The organism is Pseudomonas parakoreensis, assembly GCF_021602155.1.
Lineage (GTDB): Bacteria > Pseudomonadota > Gammaproteobacteria > Pseudomonadales > Pseudomonadaceae > Aquipseudomonas > Aquipseudomonas parakoreensis.
In genome coordinates this window covers 1-16,790 of record NZ_BQHY01000015.1, presented here as the reverse complement: position 1 = coordinate 16,790, position 16,790 = coordinate 1, and the positions used below count along the sequence as shown (strand labels likewise).

Annotated in this window: 17 protein-coding genes; 4 read left to right on the top strand and 13 right to left on the bottom strand. The window is 57.8% G+C overall.

What is annotated here, in order from left to right; genetic code table 11:
* Nucleotides 1-67: 67 nt before the first annotated feature.
* The 7 genes from L6D63_RS21645 to rplM form a co-directional block, all read right to left on the bottom strand.
* Nucleotides 68-481, bottom strand: coding sequence for a ClpXP protease specificity-enhancing factor (locus L6D63_RS21645; RefSeq protein ID WP_027612189.1), 414 nt, complete (start codon nucleotides 479-481; stop codon nucleotides 68-70).
* A 16-nt stretch (nucleotides 482-497) separates the two neighbouring features.
* Nucleotides 498-1,115, bottom strand: coding sequence for a glutathione S-transferase N-terminal domain-containing protein (locus L6D63_RS21640; RefSeq protein WP_003228048.1), 618 nt, complete (start codon nucleotides 1,113-1,115; stop codon nucleotides 498-500).
* Between the two features lie 146 nt (nucleotides 1,116-1,261).
* A complete protein-coding gene (locus L6D63_RS21635; protein ID WP_007961619.1) occupies nucleotides 1,262-2,044 on the bottom strand; it encodes a cytochrome c1 in 783 nt (260 codons plus the stop codon).
* Nucleotides 2,044-3,255, bottom strand: a complete 1,212-nt coding sequence (locus tag L6D63_RS21630; RefSeq protein ID WP_095668348.1) for a cytochrome b — start codon at nucleotides 3,253-3,255, stop codon at nucleotides 2,044-2,046. The genes L6D63_RS21635 and L6D63_RS21630 overlap by 1 nt, the downstream gene beginning before the upstream one ends.
* Nucleotides 3,255-3,848, bottom strand: a complete 594-nt coding sequence (gene petA, locus L6D63_RS21625; protein ID WP_003228055.1) for a ubiquinol-cytochrome c reductase iron-sulfur subunit — start codon at nucleotides 3,846-3,848, stop codon at nucleotides 3,255-3,257. Before petA ends, L6D63_RS21630 begins: the two co-directional genes overlap by 1 nt.
* 269 nt (nucleotides 3,849-4,117) lie before the next feature.
* Nucleotides 4,118-4,510, bottom strand: a complete 393-nt coding sequence (gene rpsI / locus L6D63_RS21620; RefSeq protein ID WP_007961615.1) for a 30S ribosomal protein S9 — start codon at nucleotides 4,508-4,510, stop codon at nucleotides 4,118-4,120.
* A 14-nt stretch (nucleotides 4,511-4,524) separates the two neighbouring features.
* Nucleotides 4,525-4,953 (bottom strand): 50S ribosomal protein L13, encoded by a 429-nt coding sequence (rplM, locus tag L6D63_RS21615; protein WP_003228062.1) that lies wholly within the window; start codon nucleotides 4,951-4,953, stop codon nucleotides 4,525-4,527.
* Nucleotides 4,954-5,197: 244 nt separating this feature from the next.
* On the opposite strand from rplM, the gene L6D63_RS21610 reads away from it, so the two are divergent.
* Nucleotides 5,198-6,238 carry an NADP(H)-dependent aldo-keto reductase gene (locus tag L6D63_RS21610; protein WP_131671067.1) on the top strand — a complete coding sequence of 347 codons (1,041 nt, stop codon included), beginning with the start codon at nucleotides 5,198-5,200 and terminating at the stop codon, nucleotides 6,236-6,238.
* Nucleotides 6,239-6,342: 104 nt separating this feature from the next.
* On the opposite strand, the gene L6D63_RS21605 is transcribed toward L6D63_RS21610, so the two are convergent.
* Nucleotides 6,343-7,479, bottom strand: a complete 1,137-nt coding sequence (locus L6D63_RS21605) for an acyl-CoA dehydrogenase family protein (RefSeq protein WP_131671066.1) — start codon at nucleotides 7,477-7,479, stop codon at nucleotides 6,343-6,345.
* Between the two features lie 250 nt (nucleotides 7,480-7,729).
* Between L6D63_RS21605 and L6D63_RS21600 the strand changes: the two genes are divergently transcribed.
* On the top strand, nucleotides 7,730-8,626 hold the full coding sequence (locus L6D63_RS21600; protein WP_179295013.1) for a GlxA family transcriptional regulator: 897 nt from the start codon (nucleotides 7,730-7,732) through the stop codon (nucleotides 8,624-8,626).
* 139 nt (nucleotides 8,627-8,765) lie between these two features.
* Here L6D63_RS21600 and zapE read toward each other — a convergent pair whose 3' ends face one another.
* The 3 genes from zapE to L6D63_RS21585 form a co-directional block, all read right to left on the bottom strand.
* Nucleotides 8,766-9,860 (bottom strand): cell division protein ZapE, encoded by a 1,095-nt coding sequence (zapE, locus tag L6D63_RS21595; RefSeq protein ID WP_041074841.1) that lies wholly within the window; start codon nucleotides 9,858-9,860, stop codon nucleotides 8,766-8,768.
* A gap of 90 nt (nucleotides 9,861-9,950) precedes the next feature.
* Entirely contained in the window at nucleotides 9,951-11,306 is a 1,356-nt protein-coding gene (locus tag L6D63_RS21590; protein ID WP_095668345.1) for a tryptophan--tRNA ligase, read from the bottom strand.
* A gap of 24 nt (nucleotides 11,307-11,330) precedes the next feature.
* Nucleotides 11,331-11,960: an alpha/beta hydrolase gene (locus tag L6D63_RS21585; protein WP_131671065.1), complete on the bottom strand. Its 630-nt coding sequence runs from the start codon at nucleotides 11,958-11,960 to the stop codon at nucleotides 11,331-11,333.
* A 144-nt stretch (nucleotides 11,961-12,104) separates the two neighbouring features.
* Here L6D63_RS21585 and L6D63_RS21580 point away from each other — a divergent pair, with 144 nt between their 5' ends.
* A complete protein-coding gene (locus L6D63_RS21580; RefSeq protein WP_007961596.1) occupies nucleotides 12,105-12,539 on the top strand; it encodes a Z-ring associated ZapG family protein in 435 nt (144 codons plus the stop codon).
* A 261-nt stretch (nucleotides 12,540-12,800) separates the two neighbouring features.
* Here the strand turns inward: L6D63_RS21580 and L6D63_RS21575 are convergent, their stop codons facing one another.
* Complete coding sequence (locus tag L6D63_RS21575) at nucleotides 12,801-13,535, bottom strand: YiaD family glycine zipper/OmpA-like lipoprotein (RefSeq protein ID WP_007961595.1); 735 nt, start codon at nucleotides 13,533-13,535, stop codon at nucleotides 12,801-12,803.
* Between the two features lie 114 nt (nucleotides 13,536-13,649).
* A complete protein-coding gene (locus L6D63_RS21570; RefSeq protein ID WP_131671064.1) occupies nucleotides 13,650-14,294 on the bottom strand; it encodes an MBL fold metallo-hydrolase in 645 nt (214 codons plus the stop codon).
* A 204-nt stretch (nucleotides 14,295-14,498) separates the two neighbouring features.
* On the opposite strand from L6D63_RS21570, the gene L6D63_RS21565 reads away from it, so the two are divergent.
* The coding region (locus tag L6D63_RS21565) for a M10 family metallopeptidase (protein WP_236170389.1) at nucleotides 14,499-16,790 on the top strand (2,292 nt) is incomplete at its 3' end.

Sequence of the window (16,790 nt, the reverse complement as noted above, 5' to 3'; positions counted from 1 at the left end):
ACGCGGCCCGAGCCTGCGGCAGCTCCTACGTAATAAAAAAGGCGACCCTCTCGGGTCGCCTTTTTTATTACTTCACCACTTTCAAACTTGGCCGGCCACTTGGGCGCGGCGGTTCGCTGCCCGGTGGCGGCAAGTCGTCATCGGGCTCGATATCGTCTTCGTCATCCATCGGCGACTCGAGATCGAACACCATGCCCTGACCGTTTTCCCGGGCATAAATACCCAGAATTGCACTGATCGGCACATAGAGACTATGCGGAACGCCACCGAAGCGACCCTCAAAGGTCACCACGTCGTTGTCCATGTGCAAGTGCCGCACGGCACTGGGCGAAATGTTCAGGACAATCTGCCCGTCGCTGGCGAAACCTTGCGGCACCTGCACGGCCGGGTATTCGGAATTGACCAGCATGTGCGGGGTGCAATCGTTATCCACAATCCACTCGTAGAGCGCGCGGACCAGATAAGGTCGACTGGAGTTCATAGCGGCTCCTTAAGCCTTAGCGCATATCGCGTTCGACGCCAGACAGACTCGCCTGGAAAGCCTCACGCGCAAACTGGCGCTCCATATAATCAAGCAGCGGCTTGGCCGGCCGCGGCAGTTCAATACCCAGAATCGGCAAACGCCAGAGTATTGGCAATAGGCAGCAATCCACCAGACTTTGTTCCTCACTGAGGAAAAACGGCTTGTCGGCAAACAACGGCGACACGCCCGTCAGGCTTTCACGCAATTCCTTGCGCGCCACGACACGCGCGGCTTCCTTGGTTTTCGGATCCAGGATCAGATCCACCAGACCACACCAGTCGCGCTGAATACGGTGAATCAGCAGACGGCTGTTGGCACGCGCCACCGGGTAAACCGGCATCAGTGGCGGATGCGGGTAACGCTCATCCAGATATTCCATCACCACGGTCGACTCCCACAACGCCAGGTCGCGATCGACCAGTGTCGGGAGACTGCCGTAAGGGTTCACCTCAATCAGTTTAGGCGGCTGGCGGCCAGCTTCCACGTAAATGATTTCGGCGCTGACACCCTTCTCTGCAAGCACGATGCGCACTCGGTGGGAATAGTGGTCGGCGGGGTCGGAGTAACAGGCCAACCGATTGGTCACGCCCATGGCGATCCTCCTCGCTTGTTGAAATGATTGGAACCGGAAAAACGCGCGCGCCCAGAGGGCGCCTCCCGCAATGCCTGGCGAACCAGACATTGCGTTATCGGAGGCACCCTTGGGCGCGCGCGATTAACAGCAATGCTTGAAGCGTATCAGTGCACGTCTTTCCAGTATTCACGCTTGAGCAGGTAGGCGAACACAAAGAAGAACGCCAGGTACAGCAAGACGTAAGTACCGATGCGCTGATGTTGCAGCTTAACCGGGTTAGCCGAGTAAGCCAGGAAGGTTACCAGATTCTTGACCTTCTCATCGAACTGCTCTTCGTTCAGAGCACCGGTTTTCGGCACGATGGTCAGCTGATCGCATGCTTCATGCGTCAGCGGCGTACCGGTCAGCGGATCGTATTGCTTCTTGCCGTCCTCGACAATTTGCACTTGCTTGCAGCCCACCACCTGACGACCTTGCAGGCCGACCAGCACGTTAGGCATGCCGACGTTCGGGAAGACCTTGTTGTTCACGCCCCATGGGCGCGCCGGATCTTCGTAGAACGAGCGCAGATAACCATAGAGCCAGTCGGTGCCACGCACGCGCGCCACCAGGGTCAGGTCCGGCGGTGCCGCACCGAACCAGGTCTTGGCGTCTGCCGGCTGCATGCCGATGTTCATGTGGTCGCCGATTTTGGCGCCGGTGAACACCAGCTTCTCGAGCATCATGTCGTGGGGAATGCCGAGGTCATCGGCCACCCGTTCGTAACGCTGGAACTTGGCACTGTGGCAACCCATGCAATAGTTGGCAAAGGTGCGCGCACCGTCCTGCAGGGCAGCTTTATCGGACACGTCGATGTCGACTTTTTCCAGCTCCGGACCACCGTGTTCGGCGGCAAAAGACAGCACAGGCAGCGCAGCAAAAATCAGAGCAAAAAATAACTTTTTCATCAGCCAGTCACCCTTTCCGGAACCGGTTTGGTCTTCTCGAGCCTGGTGTAGAACGGCATCAGAATGAAGTAGGCGAAGTACAGGAAGGTGCAGATCTGCGACACCAGCGTGCGCTCCGGCGTCGGGGCCAGTACGCCCAGAATGCCGAGGATCACGAAGGAAATGCAGAACACCAGCAGCCAGATTTTGCTCATCCAGCCCTTATAGCGCATCGATTTGACCGGACTGCGGTCCAGCCACGGCAGCACGAACAGCATCGCAATCGAGGCGCCCATGGCGATCACGCCCATGAGCTTGTCCGGGATCGCACGCAAGATCGCGTAGAACGGCGTGAAGTACCAGACCGGTGCAATGTGCTCAGGCGTCTTGAACGGGTTGGCTTGCTCGAAGTTCGGTTTTTCGAGGAAGTAGCCGCCCATTTCCGGGAAGAAGAACACGATAAAGCAGAAGATAAACAGGAACACCACCACGCCGACGATGTCTTTCACGGTGTAGTACGGGTGGAAGGCAATGCCGTCCAGCGGGATACCGTTTTCGTCTTTGTGCTTCTTGATGTCGACGCCGTCCGGGTTGTTCGAACCGACTTCGTGCAGCGCCAGAATGTGCAGCACCACCAGACCGAGAATCACGATCGGCAACGCCACGACGTGCAAGGCGAAGAAGCGGTTCAGCGTGATTCCGGAGATCAGGTAGTCACCACGAATCCACTGGGTCAGGTCGTTGCCGATGACGGGAATCGCACCGAACAGCGAGATGATCACCTGGGCACCCCAGTAGGACATCTGCCCCCAAGGCAGCAGATAACCCATGAAGGCCTCAGCCATCAGCGCCAGGTAGATCAGCATGCCGAACACCCAGACGAGCTCACGCGGTTTCTGGTACGAACCGTAGAGCAGGCCCCGGAACATGTGCAGATAAACCACGATGAAGAACGCCGAAGCGCCGGTAGAGTGCAGCAGACGCAGGATCGAGCCGTACTCGACGTCGCGCATGATGTACTCGACGGAAGCGAACGCCTCTTCTGCCGACGGCGTGTAGCTCATCGTCAGCCAGACACCGGTGACGATCTGGTTGACCAGCACCAGCAGTGCCAGCGAGCCGAAGAAATAGAAGAAGTTGAAGTTTTTTGGCGCGTAATACTTGCTGAGATGGTCTTCCCACATTTTGGTGGCAGGGAAGCGCGCATCCACCCAATCCATGAACTTGCTCATCACGCTTTCTCCGTATCGACGCCAATGACAATCAGGTCATCGGTCTCATAGGAATGCGGGGGAACTGGCAGGTTCAAAGGCGCGGGTTGCGACTTGTAGACGCGACCAGCCAGATCGTAGTGGGAACCGTGGCAAGGGCAGAAATAGCCGCCGACCCAGTCTTTACCCAAGTCCGCAGGCGCCACTTCGGGACGGAAGGTGGGTGAGCAACCCAGGTGAGTGCAGATCCCGATCAGCAGCAGGATTTCCGGCTTGATCGAGCGCACTTCAGGATCGACATAAGTAGGTTGCGTGGAGTTTTTGGAAGTCGGATCGGAGAGCTGGCCCTCGATCTTCTTGAGATTCCCCAGGATTTCCGCAGTACGGCGGACAATGAACACCGGCTGGCCGCGCCATTCGGCAATCATCTGCTGTCCTGGCTCGATCTTGCTGACATTCACTTTCACCGGTGCACCGGCGGCTTTCGCCTTGGCACTGGGAAACCATGACCCCACGAACGGGACCGCAGCCCCCACCGCTCCTGCAGCACCCACCACGGATGTGGCTGCTACCAAGAAGCGACGCCGGCCTGCATTCACGCCGTCATTGCTCATTCAGTCCTCTCCCATCAGCTTTGTGGCCTGTTAAATCAGGCATCTACTAAATAAATCAATGTTACTTATAAAAATTTTGCCGAGATGGTAATGAAAAGCCCCAATTCTGACAAGGGAATTACCGGGAGCTCCCACCCTCAAGCCTTGTAGTATAGGGGGTCTACGAATGTGGCAAGTTGTCACAGCGCAATTCTTTAATAAATCGCGGGCATAAAAAAACGCCCGGTTCCGTGAGGAATCGGGCGTTCTTTTTTGAACGTGGAAACGAATTAACGCTTCGAGTACTGCGGACGCTTACGCGCTTTACGCAGACCAACTTTCTTACGTTCAACTTCACGGGCGTCGCGAGTAACGAAGCCAGCTTTGCGCAGAGCGCTACGCAGGGTTTCGTCGTAGTCCATCAGAGCGCGAGTGATGCCGTGGCGGATTGCGCCAGCCTGACCACTTACACCACCGCCGATGACAGTGACGTAGATGTCGAACTTCTCGACAGTCTCGGTCAGCTCCAGCGGCTGACGAACTACCATGCGGGCAGTTTCGCGGCCGAAGAACGAATCCAGGGAGCGGTTGTTGATGGAGATGTTACCAGTACCCGGACGCAGGAAAACGCGTGCGGTTGCGGTCTTGCGACGGCCAGTGCCGTAATTTTGAGTCGCCGACATAATGAACTATTCCGTTAAATCTTCAGTTCTTGGGGCTGCTGAGCAGTATGAGGGTGTGCAGCGCCCGCATAGACTTTCAGCTTACGGTACATGTCACGACCCAGCGGGTTCTTAGGCAGCATGCCTTTAACCGCGGTCTCGATCACGCGCTCAGGGGCCTTGGCGATCAGCTTTTCAAAGTTGATCGACTTGATGCCGCCCGGGAAACCGGAGTGGGAGTAGTACATTTTGTCAGTGGTTTTAGCGCCGGTTACACGGATCTGCTCGGCGTTGATGACGACGATGTAGTCGCCGGTGTCAACGTGAGGAGTGTACTCAGGCTTGTGCTTGCCACGCAGACGGCTCGCGATTTCGGTGGCCAGACGACCCAGGGTCTGACCAGCAGCGTCGACGACAAACCAGTCGCGCTTTACTGTTTCCGGTTTAGCAGTAAAAGTTTTCATTCTTTATAGCCTCAGGGGCCGCCTGTAAATAAGACGGCGGATCTTACTGAATAGTGCGTACTTTGACAAGTCAAAGGCAGCCGGATACAGACGCTTTCGGGGGCTCGGGTCGGCGCGTCCGTTCAACGGCAAGATTCTTCGGCGGCGGCGCATCACTTCCACTGCAGAAAGAGGTCGGCAATTATGCAGATTGCGAAAAAAATTTCAACCTGCTTTTATGATTGTTTTGCCCAAGGAGCACCCGATGGACTATCGCCAGCTAGGCCGTACCGACCTGAACGTGAGTGCAATCTGCCTCGGCACCATGACCTGGGGCGAGCAAAACACTGAAGCTGAAGCCTTCGCCCAGATCGAGCGGGCCAAGGACGCCGGGATCAATTTCATCGACACCGCCGAGATGTACCCGGTGCCGCCGAAAGCCGACACCTACGCCACCACCGAGCGCTACATCGGCAATTATTTCAAAAGCCGCGGTGATCGTGCCGACTGGATCCTCGCCAGCAAGATCGCCGGCCCGGGCAACACCATCGACTACATCCGCGACAAAAACCTGCGCCACAACCGCCAGCACATCACCGAAGCGGTGGATGCCAGCCTCAAGCGCCTGCAGACCGATTACATCGACCTCTACCAGTTGCACTGGCCGGAGCGCAGCACCAACTTTTTCGGACAACTGGGCTACAAACACAAGATCGAAGCCAACCTGACGCCGCTCGAAGACACCCTCGAAGCCCTCGACGAGCAAGTGAAGGCCGGCAAGATCCGCCACATCGGCCTGTCCAACGAGACGCCATGGGGCACCATGCGCTTCCTCGCTCTGGCCGAAGCCCGTGGCTGGCCGCGCGCGGTGTCGATCCAGAACCCGTACAACCTGCTCAACCGCAGCTTCGAAATCGGCCTGGCGGAAATCGCCATCCGCGAACAGTGCGGCCTGCTCGCCTATTCGCCGCTGGCGTTCGGTTTCCTGTCCGGCAAGTACGAAGGTGGCGCTCGCCCACCGAAAGGTCGCCTGAGCCTCTACAGCCGCTTCAGCCGGTATTTCAACGCGCAATCGGAAGCGGCCTGCAGCCGTTACGTGGCCCTGGCCCGTGAACACGGTCTGGATCCGGCGCAGATGGCGCTGGCGTTCGTCACTCAGCAACCGTTCGTCACCAGCAACATCATTGGTGCTACGACGCTGGAGCAACTGGACAGCAACATTGCCAGTTTTGATCTGAAGCTTTCCGATGAAGTGCTGGCAGGGATCGAGGCGATCCACAAGGATCATCCGAACCCGGCGCCTTGATCGGCCGTTAAAAGCTTCGCAAGCAGGCTCGCTCCCACAGGTACAGCGTGATCCTTGTGGGAGCGAGCCTGCTCGCGAAGGGGCCCGTCAATTCACCGCAGAACTCACAGCGACCGCGCAATGATCTCCTTCATGATTTCGTTGGTACCGGCATAGATCCGCTGCACCCGTGCATCCGCCCACGCCCGGGCCACCGGGTACTCCCACATGAAGCCGTAGCCGCCATGCAACTGCACGCACTCGTCGAGCACCTTGCATTGCAGGTCGGTGCCCCAGTATTTGGCCATCGCTGCTGTCGGAACGTCGAGCTTGCCTTGCAGATGCAATTCCAGGCACTTGTCGACAAATACTCGGCCGATCTGAATCTCCGTCGCCATTTCCGCCAGTTTGAAGCGGGTGTTCTGGAAGTCGGCAATGGCCTTGCCGAACGCCTTGCGATCACGGGTGTAATCCAGCGTCCATTGCAGCGCAGCTTCGGCTGAGGCCAGACCTCCGATGGCTACCGTCAGTCGTTCCTGTGGCAATTCCTGCATCAGGTAGGCAAACCCTGCCCCGGCCTGGCCCAAGAGGTTTTCCTTCGGCACGCGCACGTCCTGAAAGAACAATTCCGACGTGTCCTGCGCCTTCATTCCGACCTTCTCCAGGCGTTTGCCCTTCTCAAAGCCTGGCGTATTCGCTTCCACCACAAACAGGCTGGTGCCCTTGGCACCGGCTTTCGGATCGGTCTTGGCGACCACAATCACCAGGTCAGCGAGAAAGCCGTTGGTGATGAAGGTCTTGGAGCCGTTGATCACGTACTCGTCGCCTTCCAGCACTGCGGTGGTCTTGACCCCTTGCAGGTCGGAACCGGCACCCGGCTCGGTCATCGCAATCGCGCTGACCATCTCGCCCGAGACCAGCTTCGGCAGGTATTTTTGCTTAAGCGCTTCACTGCCGTAATGCAGGATGTATGGCGCAACGATGTCCGAATGCAACGAGAAACCGATCCCGGTCAGACCCAGACGACCGACCTCTTCGATTACCACGGTGCTGTACAGAAAGTCCGCGCCCAGGCCGCCGTACTCTTCCGGCAGGTGCGAGCAGAGCATCCCCGCCTCCCCCGCCTTGTTCCACAGTTTGCGGTCGATGTGGCCTTGTTTCTCCCATTGCGCATGGAACGGCACGGCCTCTTTTTCGAGGAAGGTTCGTACGCTGTCGCGGAACAATTCGTGCTCGGAGCTGAACAAGGTTCTGGGGATCATGCGGCACCTTTCATTCTTGTTGGAGGAATGTGACGTTCAGAGACTAAGCCTCACCTCCGACACAGGACACTGGACACATCCGACAAAAAATAAGACGATCCAGCCGTCTGGTGACCACTTTCCCTTATAAAAACAAAACAAAAGTTGAATTATGTCCAAGCAAGTCTCCACGCCCTTGCGGCGCGTCAGCATCCTGGCAATCGACCGGGTTTTCGCATCCACTCTCATGCAGGCCAAGGACTTTTTCCATCTGGCCAGCCTGCGTTACGGCAAACAACTGGGCCACGGCCTGACACCGGCGTTTGAAACCCGCCTGGTCAGCCCCGACGGCAAACCGGTGAACAGCTTCAGTGACGTGATGATGCCGGTGGACGGCGGCCTGGAAAACGCCGACGTCATCATTCTCCCGGCGTTCTGGGACGATTTCGACACCCTGTGCGGCCGTTATCCACAAATCCTGCCGTGGCTGCGTGAGCAGCATGCCCGCGGCGCCGTGCTCTGCGGCGAAGCCACCGGGGTGTTCTGGCTGGCCGAGGCCGGTCTGCTCAACGGCAAGGAAGCGACCACTTACTGGCGCTTCTTCAATGCCTTCGCCGAGCGCTTCCCCAAGGTGTACCTCAATCAGGACAAGCACCTGACCGACGCCGACAATCTGTATTGCGCAGGGGGAACCACTTCGGCCTGCGATCTCTATATCTACCTGATTGAACGCTTTTGCGGCGCCAACGTGGCGCAAGCCGTGGCCCGCGACATTCTGTATGAAGTACAGCGCAGTTATTCGCCGGGACGTATCGGTTTCGGCGGACAGAAGCTGCACCAGGACGTGATCATCCTGCAGATCCAGCACTGGCTCGAAGAGCATTTCGCCGACAAGTTCCGCTTCGAAGACGTGGCCCGCGAGCACGGCATGAGCATCCGTAATTTCATGCGCCGCTTTCAGACTGCGACTGGCGACAAGCCGCTGCACTACTTGCAACGCCTGCGCATCGAGACTGCCAAAGGTCTGTTGTCGGGCAGCCGCAAGAGCATCAAGACCATCAGTTATGAGGTCGGCTACGACGATGCGAGCTTCTTTGCGCGGCTGTTCCGCCAGCACACCGAGCTGTCGCCGAACCAGTATCGGCAGCAGTTTCAGCAGGCTGCCTAAAAGCAAAAGATCGCAGCCTGCGGCAGCTCCTACAGAATGGCGTACACCTGTAGGAGCTGGCGAAGCCTGCGATCTTTTGATCTTCAGTGCATAAAAAAGGGCCTGCAAATGCAGGCCCTTTTTTATGCACCGAATCTGTTTAAGGCTTGTGCGCCCGCGACAAGAATTCGTGCGATTGCATCTCCAGCAGACGACTCAGCGTACGCTGGAATTCGAACGTCAGGCGTCCGCCGGTGTACAAGTCTTTCAGCTCGACTTCGGCAGAAATGATCAGCTTGACGTTACGGTCGTAGAACTCGTCGACCATGTTGATGAAACGCCGGGCGATGTCGTCGGTGGTGACGCTCATCTGCTCGACGCCGCTGAGCAGCACGGCGTGGAAGATCTTGCCCAGTTCGATGTAGTCGTTCTGGCTACGCGGGCCGTCGCACAGTTCGCGGAAGTCGAACCAGGCCACGTCGTCGCAGGTGCGCAGGGCACGGATTTCGCGGTTCTCGATGATCAGCACATCATTCTCGACCGCTGCGGTGCATTCCGGTGTCAGGGCCTTGAAGCTCTTGCGCAGGCTTTCGTGCGCCGCTTCGTCCAGCGGATAGTGGAACAGCTCCGCTTGTTCGAGGTGACGCAGACGGTAGTCAACACCGCTGTCGACGTTGACGATTTCGGTGTTCTGCTTGATCAGCGCAATGGCCGGCAGGAAGCGCGCGCGTTGCAGGCCGTCCTTGTAGAGGCCGTCCGGAACGATGTTCGAGGTCGCGACCAAGGTCACGCCGTTCTTGAACAGCTCTTCCATCAGCGTGCCGAGGATCATCGCGTCGGTGATGTCCGAGACGAAGAATTCATCGAAGCAGATCACTCGCGACTCGGTCGCAAAGCGCTTGGCGATGATGGTCAGCGGGTTTTTCTCGCCGCCGAGGGTTTTCATCTCTTCGTGCACGCGCTTCATGAAGCGGTGGAAGTGGGTGCGGGTCTTTTCCTTGAACGGCAGCGCTTCAAAGAAGGTGTCGACCAGATAAGTCTTGCCGCGCCCCACGCCGCCCCAGAAGTACAGGCCTTTGACCGGCGTCTGATCCTTCTTGCCAAACAGTTTGCCCAGCAAGCCCGGCTTGTTCTGCTCGGCCGCGATCAGATCGTCGTACAGGCGCTGCAGATGACGCACAGCAGTTTCCTGCGCGGCGTCATGGAAGAAGTCCGGGCGTTTCAGATCAGCTTGGTATCGTTCTAGGGGCGTCATAATTCGTTAGCAAGGCAACAAAAACGGGCCGTCACTGTAGCGACGGCCCGTGGGAATGGCAATCAGCCCTTGGTCGGGCCGCGCCGTTGTTTAGTCCTGAACCGGGGTTAGCGCTACACGCAAAGCTTCGATGGCCGCGTCCCGCGCAGCAGCATCGGCGAACGCCGGGCTGTCACCCACGCACTCGCCTTCCAGCCATACGCTGAAGCTCAGGTCTTGATTGCGGATGTCCAGCGCCTGACCGGTTTGCAGTTGCTTGGTCACCTGGCCGGCGGTTTTGCCGTCGGCGAAGTTACGCGACAGCAGCAGTTGCTCGCCATCGGCCGCCAGCAGACGGAAACGGAAGCTGCCGTCGTCTTCACGGAAACTGACGAAACGTGCAGCTTTCACGGCTTTCTTCTTGGTGGTCGCCGCGACTTGCACCTGATTGACGAACGAACGCAGGCCAACCGCTTCACGCAGTTCGTTGAGGAACGGCGTCGCCACCGCACGGGCCTTTTTCGCACCGTGTTGCAGGATGTCTTCCAGATCCGCCGGGCGCTCGATCAGTTGGTGATAACGTTCGCGGGACTCGCCCAGTTCATTGTCGAGCAACTGGAACAGACGGTTCTTCGCCTCGCCCCAACCCAGACCGCCGAGCAGTTCGCTGCGGAATTCGTCCGCCTGCACCGGTGTGGCGAACGCCTGGAACAGGGTGAACAGGTGCGAGTTGTCCGGATCCTTGGCTTCGCCCGGCGCTTTGGAGTCGGTGACGATCCGCGAGATCGCGTCCTTCATCTCTTTGGCACTGGAGAACAGCGGGATGGTGTTGTCGTAGCTCTTCGACATCTTGCGCCCGTCGAGGCCTGGCAACGTCGCCACGCTCTCCTCGATCAGCGCTTCAGGCATGGTGAAAAACTCTTTGCCCTGGCCGAACAAGTGGTTGAAGCGCTGGCCGATGTCGCGGGCCATTTCCACGTGCTGGATCTGGTCACGACCGACCGGGACCTTGTGCGCGTTGAACATCAGAATGTCCGCCGCCATCAGCACCGGGTAGCTGTAGAGGCCCATGGTGATGCCGGCATCCGGGTCTTCACCGCTCTCGACGTTCTTGTCCACCGAGGCCTTGTAGGCGTGCGCACGGTTGAGCAGGCCCTTGGCGGCGACGCAGGTCAGCAGCCAGGTCAGCTCGGGAATTTCCGGAATGTCGGACTGGCGATAGAAGGTCACACGGTCGACATCCAGGCCACCGGCCAGCCAGGTCGCGGCGATTTCCAGACGCGAGCGCTGGATGCGCAGCGGGTCATCGCATTTGATAAGGGCGTGGTAGTCGGCCAGGAAATAGAACGAATCGGCATTGCTGTCGCGGCTGGCGAGGATCGCCGGGCGGATGGCGCCGGCGTAGTTGCCCAGGTGCGGCGTGCCGGTGGTGGTGATGCCGGTGAGGATACGGGTACGGTTCGTCATGGGTAATCGCTTGTCAGACTGCAATCAATTCGAGAGACGCGGCAGGATCAGATCCTTGAGATCGGTCAGCTTGCCATGAAAAAAGTGTCCGCATTCTGCCACTTTCAGTAGCTCATGGGGGCGCTGGAGTTGTTCCGACCAGTCATAGACCAGCTGCGGATCGATCACTTCGTCGGTTTCCGGCTGGATCACGGTCAGCTCGGCGTGCTGTGGCAGTTGATCCTGATCGCCCAGACGCATCACCGCCGGCGCGACCATGAACAGCTGCTTGAGCTGTACGCCTTGCGCTTCGAGACGACCGCCGAGACTTGCTGCAACAAATCCGCCGAAGGAGAAACCGAACAGGGTCAGCGGCAGATCCGGATGCTTTTCCCGCAGCCAGGCGGCAGCGGCCTGGGCGTCGTCGACTTCACCGCTGCCCATGTCGTGGGCACCTTCGCTGGCACCGACGCCGCGATAGTTGAAGCGCAAGGTAATCAGCCCGGCGTCGCGCGCGGTGCGCTGCAGGGTCGAGACGACCTTGTTGAGCATGGTGCCGCCCTGCACCGGGTTCGGATGGCAGATCAGCGCGATGCCGACTGGCTGCTCGTTATCGAGGTACAGCGCTTCGATTTGGCCGACTGGGCCGGCAATGACTACAGGGGTTTCACGCATCAGCAAGGAAGGAACTCCGTGACCTCGAATCGGGTCGACTCGTCTAGCAAATTGTCTGTGCCAATCTATTGCGAGTGAATCGCGGTATACAGCGCAGGTTCGAGCCGTTAACGTAAAGCAAAGCCGTTTATAGAGGAAGGACTCGTGGAACACTCGCTCTTAGTTTGGTTGTTACCGACTCTTGCCCTGGTTGTGGGTGTCGCCATTGGATTCCTGATCGCTCGCGTCGCACCGAATGCCGCGCCGAGCCGCACGCAGCGTCAACTGGATGATATCCAGGAGCGTTTCGACAGCTATCAAAACGAGGTGGTCACCCACTTCAACAGCACCGCGATGCTGGTCAAGAAGCTGACCCAGAGCTATCAGGAAGTGCAGGATCATCTCGCCGAGGGCGCCAACCGCCTGGCCCTGGACGAGCAGACCCGTCAACGTCTGATCGCCGCTTTGCACGCCGATGCCGCCCAGGCACCGCGCGAACGTCTGACGCCACCGCGCGATCAGGAGCCGCCGCGTGATTACGCGCCAAAAGCCCCGAACTCACCGGGCATGCTCGATGAGCATTACGGTCTGAAGAAGTAATCGGGTTTCGCGCCCAACAAAAAGCCCCCGGACATTTCGCTTGTCCGGGGGCTTTTTTGTGCCTATGGAGTTTGTGGTGCTGCACAGGCCCAGCAACCCTGCAGGAGCTGTCGAGTGAAACGAGGCTGCGATCTTTTGATCGTGCTGTTGAGAGCTGAAGATCAAAAGATCGCAGCGTGCCGCAACTCCTACAGGGCGACTGCGTTCAGGCAAAAAAATGCCCGGTCACAAGACCGGGCATTTCATCACTCAAGCATTCAGTTACGGATATTGCTGAACCGTACCCGGCTGTTGCTGCTGACCACCATACTGCTGACCCGGAATCGCCTTCAGGTTGACCTCGACGCGGCGGTTCTGCGCGCGGCCATTGACGTCACCGTTGCTGGCAATCGGGTTATCCGGGCCGGCGCCACGGGCCGACAGGTTGGCACCGCTGACACCTTGCGAGGTCAGGTAAGTTGCCACGCTCTGCGCACGACGCTGGGACAAGTCCATGTTGTGCTGGCGGCTGCCGGTGCTGTCGGTGTAGCCGACGATTTCGATCTGGTTCTGGTTGAACTCTTTCAGCGAGTTCGCCAGGTTGTTCAGCGGCTGGTAGAAGCTTGGCGCGATGTTCGCCGAATCGGTGGCGAAGGTGATATTGCCCGGCATGATCAGTTTGATCTGATCGCCCTGGCGCTGTACTTCAACCCCGGTGTTGGCCATGCTGGCGCGCAGCTTTTTCTCTTGCTGGTCGGCGTAGTAACCGTAACCGGCGGCCGAAGCACCGACCACCGCCGCGCCGATCAAGGCACCCTTGCCACGGTTGTTGTGGTCGATGGCGGCACCTGCCAGGGCACCGGCCAGAGCGCCGAGTCCACCGTACTTGGCAGTTTTGCTCATGCCTTGCGAGCCACCGTCGGCCTGCCCCTGATTGTCATACGGGTTGGGCGAGGCGCAACCGGCCAACATGGCCACAGCGGTAGCAACAATAATCAAACGAGGCGTGGTGAACATGAAGTGCTCCTGGTTTTTGCATTTTGTGTGGCAGCGGCCCTAGGCAATAGACCTGTGCGGGCGTTGGATCATGACAATGCCGAAAAATTCCGCCGCATACTCGTGACAAAATGTTTAGGCGCGCACGAACGGGTTTTCCCGCATTTCATCCCCGAGACGCGTGTCCGGACCATGCCCGGCAACCACGATGGCGTCTTCGTCGAGCGTGTACAGCCGCTGCTTGATCGATCGCACGATGGTCGCCTGATCGCCGCCCCACAAATCCGTGCGCCCTACCCCGCGACGAAACAACGTGTCGCCGGCAATCAACAGCTTAGCCTCGGAAAACCAAAAGCTCATGGAACCGGGCGTATGTCCCGGCGTATGCAGCGCCACGCCGCAGCCACAGGCCAGTTCTTCATCGTCGCTCAACCAGCGATCCGGGGACGGCACCGGAGTGTACGGCACACCGAACATCTGGCATTGCATCTCAAGGTTGTCCCACAGGAACTGATCGTCCTTGTGCAGATGCAAGGTGGCACCGGTTTTCTCTTTCATCAGCCCGGAAGCCAGGAAGTGATCGAGGTGGGCGTGGGTATGAATAATGCTGACCACTTGCAGACCGTGGGCATCAAGGCGCGCCATGATCAGGTCAGGATTGCCGCCCGGGTCGACGACGATGGCTTTTTTAGTGAGCGGGTCGCCGATGATCGTGCAGTTGCACTGGAGCGGGCCGACGGGGAAGGTTTCGCGGATGAGTGTAGAGCTGAGAGCAGTCATGAAAAATCCTGGACGAACGGTCGTGAGGCTTATTTCAGAATTCTACTGCACATGCCGATACAGATCGCCCGGTCAGTTATTTGACGCCACCAATCCGAAAAATGATGGCTCAATGATGTCAAATGTATTGTTTCTGGTGCAAAATCGCATTTTTTGTAGCGGTCGCATTCAGGAAGGGCCGCAGCGCACTCAGGAACTCCACGCATGCCTACGCCCAAGACCTACTCCTTTAGCTTCCCAGCTACTTTGACCGGCAACGCCATCGTCGACAGCCTCATTTCCGGTACTTATTGGTTAGGGGCGAATTGGAGTCCTACTGGACCGACCAATCTCAGTTACAGCTTCATGGCACCGGGCACATCGTATTTCATTACCGACTATAGTCCCGACAACGAGTACAACGCCCTCTATGAACTCACGGCGGGACAAAAAACGGCTATTACCAGTGCCCTAAGTGGATGGAGTGCCGTTGCCAACCTCAATTTTACGCTGACCAGTGACACTCTCACGAACGTGGGCGACATGCGTTTTGGTGGCTATCGCTTGATGGACAACAAGACCGCTGCGTGGGCTTACTTTCCTGACGACACGCCGGTAGCCGGCGACGTGTGGATCGGCCCGCAGACCAACGAACCAAACCCTGGCAAGGGTGATTACGATTACATGACGTTTATTCATGAAATCGGCCACGCTCTGGGCCTTAAGCACCCATTCGATACGAGCAATACCAATAAAACCTTGTTGGATCCGACGCTGGACGATGTTCACTTCACAGTGATGAGCTACAACAACAATTACTCCTATGAGCCAACCACGCCGATGGTTTTGGACATCATCGCGATCCAGAGTCTGTATGGCGCCAATATGCAATGGCAGACTGGCGACAACATTTACAAATGGAATGCCGACCAATCCATTTTCGAAACCATTTGGGATGCCGGCGGCAATGACACGATTGACGGTAGCAATCAACTTTCAGCGGTCAGCATCAATTTGAATGAAGGCGCCTATAGCCAAATCGGCAAAGTCTTTATCGATCTCAATAATCAGACCGCCATAAATGACGGTCTGGCAATTGCCTATGGTGCCAAAATCGAGAATGCCGTTGGATCGGTATTTAATGACACCCTTACCGGCAACGCTCTGAACAACATCCTGGATGGCAAGGCTGGTGCCGACATCATGTCCGGCGGCTCCGGTAACGACTCTTACGTGGTCGATAACGAGGGCGATACCGTCATCGAACTTGGCACCTCTCTGACTGAAATCGATTCGGTTTTCTCATACGTGAGTTATACCCTGGGAAGCAATCTTGAGAATCTGCTGTTGGTCGGCGGCAATAACCTCAATGGCACCGGCAACACCCTCAACAACACTATTACCGGCAACGCTGGCAACAACCTCCTCGACGGTGGCGCCGGCATCGACACTCTGATTGGTGGAACCGGCAACGACACTTACATCGTCGACAACACCCAGGATGTAGTCGTCGAAACCAGCGCTCTGGCCAACGAAATCGATACCGTGATGGCGTCGGTCAGTTACACCCTCAGTGCCAATGTCGAGAACCTGACCCTCACCGGCATCATGAACACCAACGCCAGCGGTAATGCCCAAAACAATGTGTTGACCGGCAACAGCGGCAACAACATCTTGAACGGCGGTGGCGGTCTGGACACCCTGATCGGCGGTGCCGGCAACGACATCCTCAATGGCGGTGCCGGTGCCGATACCCTCAGCGGCGGAACCGGCGATGACACGTATGTCGTCGACAATGCCAACGACATCATCATCGAAGCAGCCAACGAAGGCGTCGATCTGGTTCAGACCACCGTCAGCTACGTCCTGTCCGCCAATATCGAAGCTGGTCAGATTCTGGGCTCCGACAGCCTCAACCTGGTCGGCAACGATCTGAGCAACACCTTGACCGGCAACAGCGCCAACAACATTCTGGATGGCAAGGCTGGCGCCGACATCATGTCCGGCGGCTCCGGTAACGACTCTTACGTGGTCGATAACGAGGGCGATACCGTCATCGAACTTGGCACCTCTCTGACTGAAATCGATTCGGTTTTCTCATACGTGAGTTATACCCTGGGAAGCAATCTTGAGAATCTGCTGTTGGTCGGCGGCAATAACCTCAATGGCACCGGCAACACCCTCAACAACACTATTACCGGCAACGCTGGCAACAACCTCCTCGACGGTGGCGCCGGCATCGACACTCTGATTGGTGGAACCGGCAACGACACTTACATCGTCGACAACACCCAGGATGTAGTCGTCGAAACCAGCGCTCTGGCCAACGAAATCGATACCGTGATGGCGTCGGTCAGCTACACCCTCAGTGCCAATGTCGAGAACCTGATCCTCACCGGGATCATGAACACCAACGCCAGCGGTAATGCCCAAAACAATGTGTTGACCGGCAACAGCGGCAACAACATCTTGAACGGCGGTGGCGGTCTGGACACCCTGATCGGTGGAGCTGGCAAC

What these genes read in the sequence shown, in the direction of transcription:
- L6D63_RS21645 (WP_027612189.1), bottom strand. Translation starts at nt 481, where the DNA reads ATGAACTCCAGTCGACCTTATCTGGTCCGCGCGCTCTACGAGTGGATT.
- L6D63_RS21640 (WP_003228048.1), bottom strand. Translation starts at nt 1,115, where the DNA reads ATGGGCGTGACCAATCGGTTGGCCTGTTACTCCGACCCCGCCGACCAC.
- L6D63_RS21635 (WP_007961619.1), bottom strand. Translation starts at nt 2,044, where the DNA reads ATGAAAAAGTTATTTTTTGCTCTGATTTTTGCTGCGCTGCCTGTGCTG.
- L6D63_RS21630 (WP_095668348.1), bottom strand. Translation starts at nt 3,255, where the DNA reads ATGAGCAAGTTCATGGATTGGGTGGATGCGCGCTTCCCTGCCACCAAA.
- petA (WP_003228055.1), bottom strand. Translation starts at nt 3,848, where the DNA reads ATGAGCAATGACGGCGTGAATGCAGGCCGGCGTCGCTTCTTGGTAGCA.
- rpsI (WP_007961615.1), bottom strand. Translation starts at nt 4,510, where the DNA reads ATGTCGGCGACTCAAAATTACGGCACTGGCCGTCGCAAGACCGCAACC.
- rplM (WP_003228062.1), bottom strand. Translation starts at nt 4,953, where the DNA reads ATGAAAACTTTTACTGCTAAACCGGAAACAGTAAAGCGCGACTGGTTT.
- L6D63_RS21610 (WP_131671067.1), top strand. Translation starts at nt 5,198, where the DNA reads ATGGACTATCGCCAGCTAGGCCGTACCGACCTGAACGTGAGTGCAATC.
- L6D63_RS21605 (WP_131671066.1), bottom strand. Translation starts at nt 7,479, where the DNA reads ATGATCCCCAGAACCTTGTTCAGCTCCGAGCACGAATTGTTCCGCGAC.
- zapE (WP_041074841.1), bottom strand. Translation starts at nt 9,860, where the DNA reads ATGACGCCCCTAGAACGATACCAAGCTGATCTGAAACGCCCGGACTTC.
- L6D63_RS21590 (WP_095668345.1), bottom strand. Translation starts at nt 11,306, where the DNA reads ATGACGAACCGTACCCGTATCCTCACCGGCATCACCACCACCGGCACG.
- L6D63_RS21585 (WP_131671065.1), bottom strand. Translation starts at nt 11,960, where the DNA reads ATGCGTGAAACCCCTGTAGTCATTGCCGGCCCAGTCGGCCAAATCGAA.
- L6D63_RS21575 (WP_007961595.1), bottom strand. Translation starts at nt 13,535, where the DNA reads ATGTTCACCACGCCTCGTTTGATTATTGTTGCTACCGCTGTGGCCATG.
- L6D63_RS21570 (WP_131671064.1), bottom strand. Translation starts at nt 14,294, where the DNA reads ATGACTGCTCTCAGCTCTACACTCATCCGCGAAACCTTCCCCGTCGGC.